A 15,738-nucleotide genomic window follows, 5' to 3' on the forward strand; every position below is an offset into this window, starting at 1 on the left:
CTTCGGCCCGACGGCGCGCACATGGATGGGCAATCCGTCGCGTGCGGAGAAGTAAAGGCTCTCGCCGGGGTCGAATGGAGGCGGAGTGAAAGGCACCGGAACGATCGTCTGGACAACGGAACTGCTCGCGCGTCTGTAGCCGGTTTTGTGCGGCCGCGAAACCCGTCGCCTGAACTCCGGGTGCCCTTGGTCAGCCCGCGGTCGCCGTCAGATCATGCGCGATCGTCAGCGGCAGGTCGAAGCGCGCCTTGTAGACCGTCATGTTGGCCATGACCTTCTGCACGTAGAGGCGCGTTTCCGGGAAGGGGATCTGTTCGATCCAGTCGATCGTTTCTTCCAGCGGCAGCCCGCGCGGATCGCCGAAGCGGCCGATCCATTCGCGCGCGCGGCCCGAGCCTGCATTGTAGGCGATGAAGGTCAGAACGTGCGAACCGCTGAACCGGTCGCGCTGCTCGTCCAGATATTGCGTGCCTAAAAGCGCGTTGAAGGCCGGATCGGCGGTCAGCCGCGCGGCGTTGTAGGCGAGGTCCATGCGCCCGGCCACGTCGCGCGCGGTCGAGGGCAGCAATTGCAGAAGGCCGCGCGCATTGGCGCGCGAAACCGCGTTCGTGTTGAACTCGCTCTCCTGGCGGGCGACCGCATAGACCAGCGCCCGGTCGGAAGCGGACAGAAAACCGTCGGAGGGAATGGCGTCGGCGGGATGGGTGGCCAGGCCCAGATCGTGCCCGTTCCACTGGCCGCGCTTGGCGATCCTCAGACCGATCGCGTGATGGCCCTGCTCGGCGGCATGGCGGGCGAGCGCCGCATAATGCGCCGGCGTGTCGAACCGCTCGGCCAGACCCGTATAGAGCGTTTGCAGGAAGCGCGTCTGGCCGGTTTCGGTCTGGCGCTCGATCGCAAGCAGCACCCGCGATGCGGAGAGGTCGCGCCGTGCCTCTTCGCTGGCCGGTATCGGACCGATGGCGAGCCTTTCATGACCGAGCGCCTGCGCGGCAAGCTGGCCGTAGAAGCTGGTCGGATAAAGCGCCGCGCGCTCGAAATGGGCGCGGGCCATATCCTCGTCGCCCGCCGCGCCGGCAGTCCGGCCGAGCCAGTAGGCGCCGCGCGCGCGCGATGCCGCGCCTTGCGCGATCCGTTCGATCCGCTCGAAATGCGGTCTGGCGCGCGCCGGATCGTTCAGCCCGCGCAGCGCATACCAGCCCGCATGGAAGGCGGCATCGACCTGCGTTGCCGGGCTGCCGCCGCGGTGCTCCGAGACGATTTCATAGGCCTGCTCGACGGCGCCGGCCTCGCGCAGAGAGCGCGACACGATGCGCCGCTCATTCCACCAGGCATCGGGATTGGTCAGCGCATCGGGGTCGGACGGAACCTCGGCCAAGAGCTCTCCGGCTTCCTCCATCCGGTTGGTGCGGCGCAGATGCTCGATGCGCATGTAAAGGCCGGCTTCCGTGTCCAGCAACGCGTCGGGCACATCCGCGATCAGCGCCTCGGCGCCCGGCGCCTCGCGGATCACCGCCGCCCAGGCCTCGTGCAGCCCGTCCATGCCGGCGGCGTCGGCGACGCGCGCGCCGGCGCGAATGCGTTCACGCACCATCATGGCGACATAGCGCGCGCGGTGATCGGCCTGCGTCAGCACACCGTCAAACAGGTCCACAACCTCGCGCTCGATCGACGAAGACAGCACCATGGTCCGCCAATAGGGGACGATCAGATCGCGCGCCTTCGTCTCGCCGCCGGTCCGCAGATGACCCTTGGCCAGCGCATAGGCGGCCTCGAACGTCTCGGGCGGCCTGGCATCGAATGCGGTGCGCAGCTTGATGTTGCCCAGCCACCCGCGTGCCAAGGCTCGCTCATGATTGCGCGCCAGAAGGTCCTGGCCGGGCCAATCAGCCAGCCGGCGCATGGTCTTGGCGATCGCACCGGCTCCGACGGCACGGTCACCCGATGCGGCCAGCGTCCAGTCGACCAGATCGCGATCGACGGAACCGGCCGGCATCGCATCGCGCAGCGATCTGGCATCGGCGACGCGGCCCTCGCTGATCGCGGTCAGCGCTTCGCCGAGCCGGGCGATCTGGGCCTGGTGTCCGGCATTGTCGGCGGCGGGAACGCTGGCGGTGACGATCGGATCGATGCCGCCCGACACCGATGCCTGTTCGGCCAATCGGGTCGGCTGGGTGCCGACCAGCGTCAGCGCGCCGAAACCGGCAAGCGTGACAATGCCCAGGCTCGCCAAACCGGCCATCAGTTTGTGGTTCAGTTCCATCGCGCTTTTGTTGCCGGAGGTCGTGGCAGCATTGCGACGAGGGTCTCCCCGTGCGGTAAACTGATGGTTAACGGGGCGTAAAAGTTGATCGCCTGTAACATGGCAAGGACTGCTTGCCCGTCGCTCGCCCGGGCCTTATGGTGCAGCCCGACCCGAAGCGGGCCCGCTGCGCGACACGCCGTCGCGCGGCTTTTGTTTGTGCCCGCGACCATGAATGTTTGGAGCTGTGGCCATGACCGACCGGCCCATGATCGAACGCAGCCGCCTGCGCGGCTCGATGACCGCGCTTGTGACGCCCTTCGACGCCACCGGCGCCCTCGACGAGGCGGCGTTTCGCGCGCTGGTCGACTGGCAGATAGAGGAGGGAACGAAGGGCTTGGTCCCGGTCGGCACGACCGGCGAATCGCCGACGCTGAGCCATGATGAGCACAAGCGCGTGGTCGAGATCTGCACCGAGCAGGCTGCCGGCCGGGCCGCCGTGATCGCAGGCGCGGGGTCCAACAACACGGTCGAGGCGGTCGATTTCGCCCAGCATGCCGAGCAGGCCGGGGCGGACGCGGTCCTCTGCGTGACCCCCTACTACAACAAGCCCAACCAGCGCGGCCTTTATCAGCACTTCGCCGCCATCGCACAGGCGGTCGATGTCCCGATCATCATCTACAACATCCCGCCGCGCTCGGTGATCGACATGACGCCGCAGACCATGGCGCAACTGGCCGCCGATTTCCCCAACATCTGGGGCGTCAAGGATGCCACGGCAAAGCTCGACCGGGTTTCGGAGCAGCGCATGGCGTGCGGCACCGACTTCATCCAGCTTTCCGGCGAGGATGCGACGGCGCTCGGCTTCAACGCCCAGGGCGGCGTCGGCTGCATCTCGGTCACCGCCAATGTGGCGCCGCGCCTGTGCGCCGAATTCCAGGAGGCAATGCTGGCGGGCGACTATGCCACGGCACTGGACTATCAGGACCGTTTGATGCCGCTTCACAAGGCGCTGTTCGTCGAGGCCGGCGTGTCCGGCGCCAAATACGCGCTGTCCAAGCTTGGCCGCATGCACAATGCGCTGCGTTCGCCCATGGTGCCGGTCGAGGCCGCCAGCGCGGCGTTGATCGACGACGCCATGCGCCATGCCGGCCTCTTGAACTGAGCCGGGCTTCCGCCCAACTCGCAATCATGGCCGTAACCAAGAAAGAAAACACCGCCCGCAAGCTCGTGGCGGAAAACCGCAAGGCGCGCTTCAACTACGAAATCCAGGACGTGGTCGAGGCGGGCCTGATGCTGCGCGGCACCGAGGTCAAGTCGCTGCGCAATGGCGAGGCGAACATTGCCGAAAGCTATGCCAGCTTCGAAGACGGCGAGATGTGGCTGATCAACAGCCACATTCCCGAATATCTGGAGGCGAACCGCTTCAACCACGATCCGCGCCGCCGGCGAAAGCTGCTGCTGAACAAGCGCGAGATCGCCAGGATGGTCAATGCCACCGACCGCGAGGGCATGACGATCGTGCCGCTCAGGCTCTATTTCAACGATCGCGGCCGCGCCAAGCTGGAACTGGCCGTCGCGCGCGGCAAGAAGCTGCACGACAAGCGCGAGACCGAAAAGAAGCGCGACTGGAACCGCGAAAAGGCAAGATTGCTGCGGGAGAAGGGGTAGGCGATGGTAAAAGATCCCAATGTGCTGCCCGATGGACTGCCGGTTCCCGAGGACGATGGCGCGGCGGGCCATCTGGCCGGAATGCGGCTGCCCGATATCCGCCTTGCCTCGACGGCCGGCGATAGCGTCGATCTTGCAGCGCTCAACGGCACGGCCGTGCTCTATCTCTATCCCATGACGGGACGGCCTGGCGTGGCTCTGCCGGACGGCTGGGACGGGATTGCGGGCGCGCGCGGCTGCACGCCGCAATCGTGCGCGTTCCGCGATCACTTTTCGGACCTTCAGGCGCTCGGCGTCGATCATCTGTTCGGCATCTCGGCCCAGAACACCGATTATCAGCGCGAGGCGAACGACCGGTTGCACCTGCCGTTCGACCTTTTGAGCGACGCGGCGGGCGCCTTGCGCGATGCGCTGGACCTGCCGGTCTTCGAGGTCGAAGGCATGGTGCTGCTCAAGCGCATGGCGATCATCGCAAGGGAAGGGGTGATCGAAAACGTCCTCTATCCCGTCTTCCCGCCCGACCGGAACGCTGCCGACGTGATCGACTGGCTGTCCGCTCAGCGGCCCTGAACCATGCCCGCAACGTCGGCGATCACCGCGTCGAACATCGCCTCGGTCAGCCGGCCCGTGTTCATGTTGTAGCGCGAGCAATGATAGCTCGAGACGATGGTCAGACCATTGAGTGCGGTTTGCGCGCCATGGCCGAACGGGTGCGCCGAAACCCTGCCGCCCAAGGCGCGGATGCAAGCGTCATGGGCGATCTTGCCGAGCGTCAGAACGGCTTGCAGCTTGGCGAAACGCGCAAGCGTCGGCTCCAGATAGGCGCGGCAAGCATTGATCTCGGCGGCCACCGGCCGGTTTTCCGGCGGCACGCAGCGCACGGCGTTGGTGATCGCGGTGCCGATCAGATCGACACCCTCGCCGGCGGAACCCGGCCTGTGCCCGCGCGCCAGACCGTGCCGATCAAGGCCGGCGAACAGGGCCTCTCCCGACGCATCCCCGGTGAAGGGCCGGCCGGTCCGGTTGGCGCCGCGCGCGCCCGGCGCAAGCCCGACGATGAGGAGGCGGACGGCGTTTTCGCCTTGCGGCGGCAGCCAGGTGGGCACCGGTCCGTTGTGCCAGTCGGGCTCCTTTGTCCGCCAGGCGGCGATGTGGCCGGAAAGGCGCGGACACAGCACGCAGTCATGGGACGGGTCGACCGCCGGCGGCGCCGTCACCACCAGAGGCCCGGTCAATCGTCCTCATGCTCGTAATCATCGTCCTGGCCGGCCGGCTGGCGGGGGGCGGACCGCTCGGATGGCGCGCGGCCGATCTCCGCTTCGAGCGTCTTCAGATCGATGAAATGGTCGGCATTGCGGCGCAAATCGTCGGCGATCATCGGCTGCGGCGAGGCCATGGTCGAGACCACCGACACCTTGCAGCCATTGCGCTGCAGCGCGTCGACCAGAACGCGGAAGTCGCCATCGCCCGAAAACAGCACCGCATGGTCGATCGAGCGCGACAGTTCCATCGCATCGATGGTCAGTTCGATATCCATGTTGCCCTTGATCTTGCGGCGTCCGCTGGAATCGGTGAACTCCTTGGCCGGCTTGGTGATCACCTTGTAGCCATTATAATCGAGCCAGTCGATCAGCGGCCGGATCGATGAATATTCCTGATCCTCGATCAGGGCGGTGTAGTAATAGGCGCGCATCAGGTAGCCGCGCTTCTGGAAGTGTTCGAGCATCTTGCGGTAGTCGATGTCAAAGCCAAGTGCCTTGGCGGCCGCGTAAAGGTTGGCGCCATCGATGAACAGGGCGATCTTCTCGCGTTGGTCGAACATGGTCGTTCCTTCTCAAATCGCTGACAGTATGTCCGCGGTTTTTCACGCGCGTGGGGCGAAATCAAGATGTTGTGATGACGCTACGTCAATTCAACGCCGGGAATCCCGAATTCGGGTCGGCATGCCGTTTGGAAGGCCGGGTTTTCGCCGCATTGTTGTGGCCGTTGCCGTGCTTGCCTTGCATCGGGACGCGGTGTATATCCCGGCCAACTCCTCCATGCCCGCAAATACCGCGAAGGAACGCCCATGGCCCGCGTGACCGTCGAAGATTGCATCGACAAAGTAGACAACCGTTTCGACCTCGTCCTTCTTGCCGCTCACCGCGCGCGGCAGGTCTCTCAGGGCGCGCCGATCACGGTCGACCGCGACAATGACAAGAACCCCGTCGTCGCGCTGCGCGAGATCGCCGACCAGACGCTGTCGCCCGGCGATCTCGAAGAAGACTTGATCCATTCGCTGCAAAAGCATGTCGAAGTGGACGAGCCGGAAGCCGAAATTGCCGATGTGGCCGAAACGGCCGATGCGCCGGATGCGCCCGAGCAGATCACCTTCGGCGGCGGCGCGATGAGCGAAGAAGAGCTTCTGGCCGGCATCGAGGGTCTTGTCCCGCCGGAAAAGTCCGACGATTGATTACCGGCGATGCCGCCTTTCGCGGCAGCCGTTTGAATGCCTATATTGAGCGCGTGGACGATGTCGTCCGCGCGCTTTTTTCCATGAGGTCGCCGGCCGATGATGCGGCAATATGAGCTTGTCGAGCGCGTTCAGCGCTACAAGCCGCAGGTCAACGAGGCCCTTCTGAACAAGGCCTATGTCTACGCCATGAAGAAGCATGGCGGGCAGACGCGCGCCTCGGGCGACCCCTATTTCTCGCACCCGCTGGAAGTCGCCGCGATCCTGACCGACATGCACATGGACGAATCGACCATCGCCGTCGCTCTCCTGCACGACACGATCGAGGACACTTCGGCCACCAAGGTCGAGATCGAGGAACTGTTCGGCGAGGACACGGCGCGCCTCGTCGAGGGGCTGACAAAGCTCAAGCGGCTCGATCTGGTTTCAAAGAAGGCCGCCCAGGCGGAAAACCTGCGCAAGCTGCTGCTCGCCATCTCCGAAGATGTGCGCGTCCTTCTGGTCAAGCTCGCCGACCGGCTGCACAATATGCGCACGCTCGACTTCATGCGCGAAGACAAGCGGGCGCGCATCGCCGAGGAGACGATGGACATCTATGCGCCGCTGGCCGGCCGCATGGGCATGCAGGACATGCGCGACGAGCTTGAGGAACTGGCCTTCAAGCACATAAATCCCGAAGCCTATGGCACCGTCTCCGACCGGCTGGCGCAGATCGCCAACCGCCATGCGGGCATGCTCGACGAGATCACCGCAACGCTGCGCGGCCTTCTCGCCGACAACGGCATCCATGCCGATGTCGCAAGCCGTCGCAAGAAGGCCTGGTCCGTCTTCAAGAAGATGGAGAGCAAGGGCCTGTCCTTCGAGCAGCTCTCGGACATTTTCGGCTTCCGCATCATCGTCGGCTCGGTCGATGAGTGCTACCGGGCGCTCGGCGTGGTGCACCGCGAATGGAAAATGGTGCCCGGCCGTTTCAAGGACTACATCTCCACCCCCAAGCAGAACGATTACCGGTCGATCCACACCACCATCGTCGGCCCGTCCAACCAGCGCGTCGAACTTCAGATCCGCACCTGGCACATGCACGAGGTGGCCGAGTATGGCGTCGCGGCCCATGCGATCTACAAGGATCAGGGCGCTGCGTCGGGCGGCGAGGGTAAGCCCAACGGGAAGGGCGGCGGTGCGGCGGCTTTCAAGGACACAAACGCCTATGCCTGGCTGCGCCGTACGATCGAATCGCTGTCGGAGGGTGACCACCCCGAGCAGTTCCTCGAACACACCAAGCTCGAACTGTTCCAGGACCAGGTCTTCTGCTTCACGCCGAAAGGCCGCCTGATCGCGCTGCCGCGCGGGGCGATTCCCGTCGACTTTGCCTATGCGGTACACACCGATGTCGGCGACAGCTGCGTCGGCGCCAAGATCAACGGCCGCATCATGCCGCTGGTCACGCAACTGCAAAATGGCGACGAAGTGGAGATCATCCGCTCCGGCTCGGCTTCGCCGCCCGCAGCCTGGGAAGCGATGGTCAAGACAGGCAAGGCGCGCGCGGCGATCCGGCGGGCGACCCGCGCCGCGGTGCGCAAGCAATATTCGGGCCTTGGCCACCGCATTCTCGAACGGGCGTTCGAGCGCGCCGGCCGGCCGTTCTCGCGCGACATTCTCAACGATGGCCTGGGCCGGCTGGCCCACACCGATGTCGAGGATGTTCTGGCCGCCGTCGGCCGCGGCGAACTGGCATCCGCCCACGTCATCAAGGCCGTGTTCCCCGACTTTCAGGAAGAGAAGCTGTCGGCGCCGGCGAGCGCCGAACTTCTTGGCGAGGGCTGGTTCAATCTCACCGACGCATCCGGGATGATGTTCCGGTTCCCCGACGGCGAAGCGCCCGCCGCCGGCGCCAGAAGCGATGCCGAGCCCCGCGAGCCGGACCGGACGCTGCCGATCCGTGGTGCCGCCGGCGATCTTCCGGTGCGCTTTTCGCCCGAGGGCGCGGTGCCCGGCGACCGTATCGTTGGCATCGCCACACCCGGCAAGGGCATCACCATCTATCCCATCCAGTCGCCGGCGCTTGCCGCCTATGACGACCAGCCGGACCGCTGGGTCGATGTCCGCTGGGACATTGACGAAGCCAACCGGACCCGGTTTCCGGCGCAGATCATCGTCACCGCGATCAACGCGCCCGGCTCGCTGGCCGAGATCGCCCAGGTCATTGCCCGGAACGACGCCAACATCCACACGCTTGCCATGGTGCGCACGGCACCGGATTTCACCGAGATGATCTTCGATCTGGAGGTGTGGGACATCCGCCACCTGACCCGCCTTCTGGGCCAGTTGCGCGAGTCCGAAGCGGTCTCGACCGCCGACCGGGTAAACGGGTAGAAGGGCCAGCGGCGGCAAGCGGGAATCAAAAGAGCACATGAACACCGACGAAGTCCTGTCCATCTTCAAGTCCGCCGGGGCGGTGCTGGAAGGCCATTTCATCCTGACGTCGGGCCTTCATAGCCCGGTTTTCCTCCAGAAGGCCCGCGTCTTCATGCATCCCGACAAGACCGAGATGCTGTGCAGGGCGCTGGCCGAACGCGTGCGTGACGCCGTCGGCGAGCCGGTCGACTATTGCGTCGGGCCGGCAATCGGCGGGCTGATCCCGGCCTATGAGACCGCGCGCCATCTGGGGGCGCCGGCCATCTGGGTCGAGCGCGAGGATGGAAAATTCCGCCTGCGCCGCTTCGAGATCGAAAAGGGTGCCCGCGTGGTGATCATCGAGGACATTGTGACCACCGGCCTGTCCATCCGCGAGACGGTGGACTGCATGAGGGCGCTCGGCGCCGAGGTGGTTGCGGCTGCCTGCCTGATCGACCGGTCGGCGGGCAAGGCCGACATCGGCGTGCCGCTGATCGCGCTGGCCGAATATGAGGTGCCTGCCTACCCGGCCGATGCGCTGCCGCCCGAACTGGCCGCACTGCCCACCGTCAAGCCGGGCAGCCGGTCGCTTTGATCGTCCGCCGCTTCGGCTCCTTTTGCCGTCACGCTTGAAGCGACCGGCTTGCGGGCGTATCTGATTAAATTGCCCGTTTCGTAACCGGTTCGGGCCTATCATGTCGCAAGGCGCATGGCGCCGCACATGAATGACGGAAACCAGCAATGCTGTTCAAACGCCGCCAGCAAGAAGATCGATTGACGCGCCTGCGCGTCTCGGTGCTGCCGCGGCGCAACTATGCCCGCTCGACCCGTTACTTCGCCAAGCGGGTGCTGCGCATTCGCGCCACGCCCCATGCGATTGCCGCCGGTGTTGCGGCGGGCGCCTTCGCCTCCTTCACGCCGTTGATGGGCTTTCATTTCATCCTGTCCTTCCTCATCGCGTTTCTGGTGCGCGGCTCGATGATCGCCGCCGCCTTCGGCACGGCCGTCGGCAATCCGCTCACCTTTCCGATGATCTGGGCATCGACGCTTGGGCTCGGCCGCTGGATGCTCGGCATCGACGCCAACGGCGCCGACGGCAAGGAGTTCGGCGCGGCTTTTGCCGCAGAGGGCTTTGCCGCCCTCTGGCAGCCCTTCATCAAGCCGATGCTGGTCGGCGGCATTCCGCTCGGCCTCGTCGCCGGTCTTGTCTTCTATCTCTTGACCCGCTTCGGCCTGACGGCGTTCCAGACCCGCCGTGCCGCACGCAAGGCGCAAAAGGCGATCGCCCGGCAGGAAGCGCTGGCCGCCGCGCAATCGCAATGCGAGGCCGCCAATGCCCGCGCCGGCGAGCAAGTCCACTCATGATCATCGGGCTTGGCAGCGATCTGATCGACATTCGTCGCGTCGAAAAGACGCTCGAGCGCCATGGCGAGCGCTTCATTGCCCGCGTCTTCACCGATATCGAGCGCCAGCGATCGGAGCGCCGGCGAATGCGGGCCGCCTCCTATGCCAAGCGCTTCGCCGCCAAGGAAGCCTGCGCCAAGGCGCTCGGCACCGGTATTGCGCGCGGCGTCTACTGGCGGGACATGGGCGTGGTGAACCTGCCCAGCGGCAAGCCGACGATGCAGCTGACCAACGGCGCGCATGCGCAGCTCCGAATGCTGCTGCCCCAAGGCCATGAAGCAGCCATACATCTGACGATAACCGACGATTATCCGCTGGCGCAGGCATTCGTCGTCATCGAGGCCGTGCGGCTGCCGGGCGGAGTGCCATCGTGATTGCCGCGCCGCGCGCGAAACGCTAAGACCCGCAAAATCCGTTTGTCGCCGTCCGGCGCACACCGATCATCAAGAGCAGGACCATGACCGTGGCAGAAAAGACCGAGAAGAAATCCGGCGGCATCGGCGAGGTGGTTTCGGTGATCGTGCAGGCGCTGATCCTCGCCCTGATCATCCGCACGATCCTGTTCCAGCCCTTTTCCATCCCCTCCGGATCGATGCGCCCGACCCTGTTGGAGGGCGATTATCTGTTCGTCTCCAAGTTCGCCTATGGCTATTCGCGCTATTCGCTGCCGTTTGGACCGGATCTGTTCGAGGGCCGCATTTGGGAAGGCGAACCCGAGCGTGGCGATGTCGCGGTCTTCAAGCTGCCCTCCAATCCGCGCCTCGACTATATCAAGCGGGTGATCGGCCTGCCGGGCGACACGGTGCAGATGCGCGACGGCGCACTGTTCCTCAATGGCGAGCCCGTCGAGCGCGAGGCGATCGGCACCATCGACGATGTCGACATCACCGAACAGCAGCGGCCGGTGCGGGTCTATCGCGAGACGCTGCCAAACGGCGTCAGCTACCGCACGCTTGACGTCACCGAGGGCACGGTCGGCGACGATACGCGCGAATTCGTCGTTCCCGAGGGACACTATTTCGTGCTGGGCGACAACCGAGACAACTCCGCCGACAGCCGTTTCAATGTCGGTTTCGTGCCGGCGGAAAACCTCGTCGGCCGGGCCAACATCATCTTCTTCTCGATCGCCGGCGGCGCCTCGCCGCTGGAAGTCTGGCGCTGGCCGGCGGAATTGCGGCTCGACCGCTTCTTCGCATCGGCGGCGCGATGAGCGGGGCGATGCGCGCGTCTGCAGCGCCGGTTTCGGCCGAGGCGCTGGCGCATCTGCGGACGGTGACCGGTCATGATTTTGCCGATCTGGAGCGTCTTGACCGGGCGCTGACCCATTCGAGTGCCCGCGGGCGCACCGGCCGCGACTATGAGCGGCTCGAATTCCTTGGCGACCGCGTGCTCGGCCTTTGCGTCGCCGAAATGCTGTTTGGCGAGTTCGACGACGCCGACGAGGGCGAACTGTCGGTGCGTCTGAACGCGCTGGTCAATGCCGATACGCTCGCCTCGGTCGCCGACGAACTGGCCCTGACACCGCTGATCCGCACCGGAGCCGACATGGGCAATGTGGGTTCGGCGCGGCTCAAAAGCGTCCGCGCCGACGTCGTCGAATCGCTGATCGCCACCATCTACCTCGATGGCGGGCTCGATGCGGCGCGTGCTTTCGTGCAGCGCTGCTGGGCGCAGCGCGCGCGCCATGTCATGGCGGCCAGGCGCGATGCCAAGACCGAACTGCAGGAATGGGCCCACAAGGCGTTTGCCGAAACCCCGCAATACCGCGTTCTCGAACGGACTGGCCCCGACCACGCGCCGTCGTTCAGTGTCGAGGTTCGCGTCGCCACCCTGCCGCCGGAACGCGCGAGTGGCCCTTCCAAGCGCCAGGCCGAACAAAGTGCGGCGACCGCCATGCTCGTCCGCGAGGGGATCTGGCCGGCCGAGAACGGGGGGCAGGCGTCATGAGCGAGCAAGATCAGATCACCGGCATGCCGAAGGACACAAGCGCCGGTTTCGTCGCCCTGATCGGCGCGCCCAATGCCGGCAAATCGACGCTCGTCAACCGGCTTGTCGGCGCCAAGGTGTCGATCGTGTCGCGCAAGGTGCAGACGACGCGCGCGCCGGTACGCGGCGTTGCGATCGAGGGCGCAAGCCAGATCGTCTTCGTCGATACGCCCGGCATCTTCGCGCCCAAACGCCGACTCGACCGCGCTATGGTCCGCGCGGCCTGGTCCGGCGCGCACGATGCCGATCTGGCGCTCGTCCTGATCGATGCGCGCAAGGGCATCCGCGAGGACGAAGAGGCGATTCTTGCAACGTTGCCCGATGTGAAGACGCCCAAATGGCTGATCCTCAACAAGGTCGACACGATCGATCCGCCCAAGCTGCTGGAACTGACGGAAACGCTCAACGAGCGTGCCGGCTTCGACCAGACCTTCATGATCTCCGCGCTGAACGGTTCGGGCTGCGCCGACCTGCTCGCCGCACTGGCCGAAGCGATGCCGGAAGGACCCTGGCTCTACCCCGAGGACCAGCTTTCGGACCTGCCGATGCGCATGCTCGCCGCCGAGATCACCCGTGAAAAGCTCTATGAGCGGCTGCATCAGGAACTGCCCTACGCATCGACCGTCGAGACCGAGAAATGGGAAGACCGCAAGGACGGGTCGGTTCGCATCGAGCAGGTCGTCTATGTCGAGCGCGACAGCCAGAAGAAGATCGTGCTGGGAAAGGGCGGCGAGACCATCAAGGCGATCTCGATGGCCGCGCGAAAGGAAATCGCCGAGCTGATCGGCCAGCCGGTGCATTTGTTCCTGTTCGTCAAGGTGCGCGAGCGCTGGGGCGACGATCCCGAACGCTATCGCGAGATGGGACTGGACTTTCACGACTAACGACGCATTGTCGGCCCATGGAATGGCGCGACGAGGGCATCATCATCGGTACGCGCAGGCATGGCGAGACCAGCCTGATCGTCGAACTGATGACGCGCGACCACGGCCGCCATCTCGGCCTTGTCCGGGGCGGGCGCTCGCGCAAGNACCTTCGCGATCGAGCCCGTCGCGCTGCACGCCGCACGCCTGATGGAAAGCGCCTGCGCGATTGCCGGCATCCAGCTTCTGGGCGCCCATTTGCGGCTGCTGCCCGAACGCGATCCCCATGGCGGGCTCTATGAGGCGACCTGCGTTCTCGCCGACCATCTGACCGAACCTGCGCTCGCCGGCCCGCTGATGGTGCGGTTCGAACTGCGGCTGCTCGAGGAACTCGGCTTCGGGCTGACGCTCGACCGTTGCGCCGGATCGGGCGCGACCCACGATCTGGCCTATGTCTCGCCGAAAAGCGGCCAGGCGGTAAACCGGCAGACCGGCGCGCCATGGGCGGAGAAGATGCTGCCGCTGCCATCGTTCCTGACCGCGCGGGAAGGGCGCCAATGCCCGCCCGGGGATCTGGACGATGCGTTCCGCATGACCGGCTATTTTCTGGACCGCGACATCTGGGCCGCGCGCGGCATCGCGCCGCCGGAAAGCCGCACGGGGTTCATTCGTGCCGCACGCAAGGCACTGACTGAAGCGGCCTGATCACTCGGCGGGTTGGGCCAGCGGGCGATCCACCGCACTTTCCTTGATCGGCCAGTGGACGATGGCCGCGAACAGGCCGAGCGCGACGCCCAGCCACCAGACCGGGTCGTAGGAGCCGAACCGCTCGAACAGGTAGCCGCCCATCCAGATGCCCAGGAACGAGCCGACCTGGTGCGACAGGAAGACGATGCCGCCGAGCATGCCGAGATATCTCGTGCCGAACATGATCGCTACCAGCGCGTTGGTCGGCGGCACGGTCGACAGCCACAAAAGGCCCATGACCACCGAGAAGACGACCACCGACGTGCCCGTTTGCGGCAACAGCAGGAATGCGGTCACGGCGATCGACCGGCCGATATAGATCAGCGCCAGAAAGATCGGCTTGGAGTATTTCTGGCCGATGATGCCCGATGCGAGCGAACCGATGATGTTGAAAAAGCCGATGGCGGCGATGCCGATCACCGCATAGCGCGCATCGATGCCGATATCGGCGATATAGGCGGGGAAATGCGCGGTGATGAAAGCGACCTGAAAGCCGCAGACGAAGAAGCCGGCGGTCAGAAGCAGATAGCTCGAATGGCCGAACGCCTCGCGCAGCGCCGCGCCGATCGACTGGTCGATGTCGGCTTGGCTTGTCCGGCCCGAAGCGGAATTGCCGCGCAGCGGAATGGCGAGCACCGGAACGAGCAGCATCAGTGCTGACATGATGAGCAGCGAATCCTGCCAGCCGAACGCATCGATCAGCGTCTGGCTGATCGGCGCGAACAGGAACATGCCGGCTGAACCGGCCGCTGTGCCCATGCCGAAGGCGAAAGAGCGCTGCTCGGCGGTCACGTTGCGGGCAAAGGCTGCCAGAACGATGCCGAACGAGCCGGCCGCGATGCCCATGCCGGCCAGCACGCCGCCGCCCATGTGCAGGAACCACAGCGAATCGGGTGTTGCCATCAGGAACAGGCCGGCCGCGTACATCAGGCCGGAGAGGGCGAGCACGCGCCATGTGCCGAACCGGTCGGCGATGACCCCGAAGAAGGGCTGGCCGAGCCCCCACATCAGGTTCTGGATCGCCATGGCAAGGCCAAAATCGGTGCGCGTCCAGCCCGTATCGGCCAGCATCGGGATCTGGAAGAAGCCCATCGCCGAACGCGGGCCGAACGTCAGCGCGGCGATCAGACAGCCGCTCGCGATGATCAGCCAGGGATAATCCGGGCGTGTGTCGGTCGTGGCGTGTGCTGACATGGATCGAGCTCCCGAAACGGCTCGAACAGTACGCTCGGCCAGATTGCAATCCAAACCAATTTTTCTGTCGCGTCAGTGAAGTCCTGCTGAACCGAAAGGCTGGCGATGCCGGCCGAACCGACATAGTGTGCCGCCATGACCGCCGAATTTCTCATCACCTCGATCATCGTCGTCTTGCTGCCCGGAACCGGCGTTCTCTATACGCTCGCCATCGGGCTGGGGCAGGGCGCCCGCGCCTCCGTCTTCGCCGCCATCGGATGCACGCTCGGCATCGTGCCGCACATCATGGCGTCGATCGTCGGTCTCGCGGCCATCCTGCACGCCAGCGCGCTGGCGTTTCAGGCGATAAAATATCTCGGCGTGATCTACCTGTTCTACATGGCGTGGACGATCCTGCGTTCGGGCGGCGCGCTGGACGTCGGCGAAGAGCGCCGGCGCCTGGCGCCGCGCAAGATCGTCACCAGCGGCATCGCGCTGAACGTGCTCAATCCGAAGCTGTCGCTGTTCTTTCTCGCCTTCCTGCCGCAATTCGTGCCGGCGACGGCGACCCATCCGACGCTTCTGATGCTCGGCTTGGCGCTCGTCTTCATGGCGCTGACCTTTATCGTCTTTGTCGTCTATGGCGCGTTCGCGGCGCTGGCACGCGATCAGGTGGTGAACCGTCCGGCCGTCATGCGCTGGATGAAGCGCTCGTTTGCCGCCGCCTTTGCCGCCCTCGGCCTGCGTCTGGCGTTCGCCGAACGCTGACATGGGTAACCCGGCCAGTACAGACCGGGCGGAGCCGC

At 65.4% G+C, this 15,738-nt stretch carries 16 protein-coding genes and 1 pseudogene; 13 read left to right on the top strand and 4 right to left on the bottom strand.

Translation table 11 applies throughout. The annotated features are described in order from the left end of the window. Nucleotides 1-190: 190 nt before the first annotated feature. Nucleotides 191-2,263, bottom strand: a complete 2,073-nt coding sequence (locus tag DEM25_RS10950; protein ID WP_109765820.1) for a lytic transglycosylase domain-containing protein — start codon at nt 2,261-2,263, stop codon at nt 191-193. Nucleotides 2,264-2,495: 232 nt separating this feature from the next. Between DEM25_RS10950 and dapA the strand changes: the two genes are divergently transcribed. The 3 genes from dapA to DEM25_RS10965 are packed head-to-tail and all read left to right on the top strand — an operon-like array spanning nt 2,496 to nt 4,483. After that, complete coding sequence (gene dapA, locus DEM25_RS10955) at nt 2,496-3,407, top strand: 4-hydroxy-tetrahydrodipicolinate synthase (protein ID WP_245412876.1); 912 nt, start codon at nt 2,496-2,498, stop codon at nt 3,405-3,407. A gap of 26 nt (nt 3,408-3,433) precedes the next feature. After that, entirely contained in the window at nt 3,434-3,913 is a 480-nt protein-coding gene (smpB, locus tag DEM25_RS10960; protein ID WP_109765822.1) for an SsrA-binding protein SmpB, read from the top strand. Nucleotides 3,914-3,916: 3 nt separating this feature from the next. After that, on the top strand, nt 3,917-4,483 hold the full coding sequence (locus DEM25_RS10965; protein WP_109765823.1) for a peroxiredoxin: 567 nt from the start codon (nt 3,917-3,919) through the stop codon (nt 4,481-4,483). On the opposite strand, the gene DEM25_RS10970 is transcribed toward DEM25_RS10965, so the two are convergent. Continuing rightward, nucleotides 4,471-5,148 carry a uracil-DNA glycosylase gene (locus DEM25_RS10970; RefSeq protein WP_245412877.1) on the bottom strand — a complete coding sequence of 226 codons (678 nt, stop codon included), beginning with the start codon at nt 5,146-5,148 and terminating at the stop codon, nt 4,471-4,473. The genes DEM25_RS10965 and DEM25_RS10970 overlap by 13 nt on opposite strands. Continuing rightward, nucleotides 5,145-5,735: a LabA-like NYN domain-containing protein gene (locus tag DEM25_RS10975; RefSeq protein WP_109765824.1), complete on the bottom strand. Its 591-nt coding sequence runs from the start codon at nt 5,733-5,735 to the stop codon at nt 5,145-5,147. The genes DEM25_RS10970 and DEM25_RS10975 overlap by 4 nt, the downstream gene beginning before the upstream one ends. A gap of 246 nt (nt 5,736-5,981) precedes the next feature. On the opposite strand from DEM25_RS10975, the gene rpoZ reads away from it, so the two are divergent. The 9 genes and pseudogenes from rpoZ (at nt 5,982) to recO (ending at nt 13,717) form a co-directional block, all read left to right on the top strand. After that, the gene (rpoZ, locus tag DEM25_RS10980) at nt 5,982-6,365 is read left to right on the top strand and encodes a DNA-directed RNA polymerase subunit omega (RefSeq protein WP_109765825.1); all 384 of its coding nucleotides are present in this window, start codon (nt 5,982-5,984) and stop codon (nt 6,363-6,365) included. 99 nt (nt 6,366-6,464) lie between these two features. Further along, entirely contained in the window at nt 6,465-8,738 is a 2,274-nt protein-coding gene (locus DEM25_RS10985) for a RelA/SpoT family protein (RefSeq protein WP_109765826.1), read from the top strand. Nucleotides 8,739-8,775: 37 nt separating this feature from the next. Then, nucleotides 8,776-9,354, top strand: a complete 579-nt coding sequence (gene pyrE, locus DEM25_RS10990; RefSeq protein ID WP_109765827.1) for an orotate phosphoribosyltransferase — start codon at nt 8,776-8,778, stop codon at nt 9,352-9,354. A gap of 146 nt (nt 9,355-9,500) precedes the next feature. Further along, nucleotides 9,501-10,124 carry a DUF2062 domain-containing protein gene (locus DEM25_RS10995; RefSeq protein WP_109765828.1) on the top strand — a complete coding sequence of 208 codons (624 nt, stop codon included), beginning with the start codon at nt 9,501-9,503 and terminating at the stop codon, nt 10,122-10,124. Beyond that, nucleotides 10,121-10,537, top strand: a complete 417-nt coding sequence (acpS, locus tag DEM25_RS11000) for a holo-ACP synthase (protein WP_109765829.1) — start codon at nt 10,121-10,123, stop codon at nt 10,535-10,537. Before DEM25_RS10995 ends, acpS begins: the two co-directional genes overlap by 4 nt. Nucleotides 10,538-10,620: 83 nt before the next feature. Next, entirely contained in the window at nt 10,621-11,373 is a 753-nt protein-coding gene (gene lepB, locus DEM25_RS11005; RefSeq protein WP_109765830.1) for a signal peptidase I, read from the top strand. Between the two features lie 8 nt (nt 11,374-11,381). Continuing rightward, complete coding sequence (gene rnc / locus DEM25_RS11010; protein ID WP_109766128.1) at nt 11,382-12,110, top strand: ribonuclease III; 729 nt, start codon at nt 11,382-11,384, stop codon at nt 12,108-12,110. Then, nucleotides 12,107-13,033: a GTPase Era gene (era, locus tag DEM25_RS11015; protein ID WP_109765831.1), complete on the top strand. Its 927-nt coding sequence runs from the start codon at nt 12,107-12,109 to the stop codon at nt 13,031-13,033. Before rnc ends, era begins: the two co-directional genes overlap by 4 nt. A gap of 17 nt (nt 13,034-13,050) precedes the next feature. Continuing rightward, nucleotides 13,051-13,717, top strand: a pseudogene (gene recO / locus DEM25_RS11020) (DNA repair protein RecO). Here the strand turns inward: recO and DEM25_RS11025 are convergent. After that, on the bottom strand, nt 13,718-14,953 hold the full coding sequence (locus DEM25_RS11025) for an MFS transporter (RefSeq protein WP_109765833.1): 1,236 nt from the start codon (nt 14,951-14,953) through the stop codon (nt 13,718-13,720). It abuts the pseudogene before it with no gap. A 135-nt stretch (nt 14,954-15,088) separates the two neighbouring features. Between DEM25_RS11025 and DEM25_RS11030 the strand changes: the two genes are divergently transcribed. Further along, complete coding sequence (locus tag DEM25_RS11030) at nt 15,089-15,700, top strand: LysE family translocator (RefSeq protein WP_109765834.1); 612 nt, start codon at nt 15,089-15,091, stop codon at nt 15,698-15,700. Nucleotides 15,701-15,738: the final 38 nt, after the last annotated feature.

The organism is Oceaniradius stylonematis, from assembly GCF_003149475.2.
In the GTDB taxonomy this organism is placed as follows: Bacteria; Pseudomonadota; Alphaproteobacteria; order Rhizobiales; family Rhizobiaceae; genus Roseitalea; species Roseitalea stylonematis.